The following is a 1,394-nucleotide window of genomic DNA, read 5'->3' as shown; positions in this document are numbered from 1 at the left end:
GATCTGAGATACGGCATCTCGACCGTACATTTCGGCAACGTGATCAATCACTTGGTCACGCTTATCCATACAAAAGTCGACGTCGAAATCGGGCATGGATACACGTTCTGGGTTCAAGAAACGTTCGAAGAGCAAGTCATATTCAAGCGGATCAAGATCGGTGATTTTCAGCGCGTAGGCCACCAAAGAACCGGCCCCCGAACCACGACCAGGACCGACTGGAATCGCGTTGTCTTTCGACCACTGGATGAACTCCATTACGATCAAGAAGTAGCCAGGGAACCCCATTTGGTTGATTACGTCGAGTTCGATTTGTAAACGCTCGTCGTATTCTGGACGGCGCTTTTTGCGCTCTTCTTCATTAGGGAATAGGAACTCTAGACGCTCTTCCAAACCTTCTCGCGACTTCATGACCAAGAATTCAGTTTCTTCCATCCCTTCTGTTGGGAAGGCTGGCAAGAAGTATTCACCCAAACGAACGGTCACGTTACAACGCTTAGCGATCTCGACACTGTTTTCTAACGCTTCAGGAATATCAGCAAACAGCTCACACATTTCCTCTTCAGTGCGAAGGTACTGCTGCGGGCTGTAATTTTTTGGTCGGCGTGGGTCTTCTAGTGTGTAACCATCATGAATCGCAACACGAATCTCGTGCGCATCGAAAAGGTCTGCACTTAGGAAAACCACTTCGTTTGTCGCGACCACGGGCAAGTCATGTTGCTCAGCGAGATCGATGGCAAAGTGCAAGTACGTCTCTTCATCCGGACGGCCTGTACGAATCAATTCTAGATAGAAACGGTCCGGGAAATGCTGTTTGTAAAACTCTACACAGCTTTCAACCAGTTTACGGTTACCTTTAAGCAGCGCTTTGCCGATATCGCCATTTTTAGCGCCAGAGAGAACGATTAAGCCTTCTGACATCTCGGCCAGCCACGCCCTATCAATCACAGGTTGGTGCTGAACGTGGCCACGTAAGTACGCTTTGGAAATCAGTAACGTGAGGTTCTTGTAACCTGCATTGTCGGCAGCAAGTACTGTCAGCTGGGTCAGTTCTTCACCAAATTCATCAGATTGCATTTTGAAATCTGCACCGATGATCGGTTTAACGCCGGAGCCATGCGCTGTGCCATAAAACTTCACCAAACCACATAAGTTGGTGAAGTCAGTCAAAGCCATGGCAGGCATACCAAGCTCGGCGACTTTCTTGACTATCGGTGGAACTTTATTGATACCATCCACCATCGAGAAATCACTGTGAATACGAAGGTGGACGAACTTGGGATCTGACATTAACAGGTACCGTGTAACTCTATTTTGTTGGGGATTCTAACCTAAAGGGGGCTGGGTTTATAACACCAATCCGCCCAATTTATTAATCTAAGCCTAAAGCTTTC

General features: G+C 47.7%; 1 protein-coding gene. It reads right to left on the bottom strand.

Translation table 11 applies throughout. The annotated features are described in order from the left end of the window. The coding region (dnaE, locus tag R8N46_RS24745; RefSeq protein WP_318189715.1) for a DNA polymerase III subunit alpha at positions 1–1,290 on the bottom strand (1,290 nt) is incomplete at its 3' end. Positions 1,291–1,394: the final 104 nt, after the last annotated feature.

Origin of the sequence: Vibrio sp. 1874 (assembly GCF_033344395.1) — a bacterium.
Lineage (GTDB): Bacteria > Pseudomonadota > Gammaproteobacteria > Enterobacterales > Vibrionaceae > Vibrio > Vibrio alginolyticus.
Note: the sequence above shows the minus strand (reverse complement) of the source record. Positions and strands in the feature narration are given on the sequence as shown.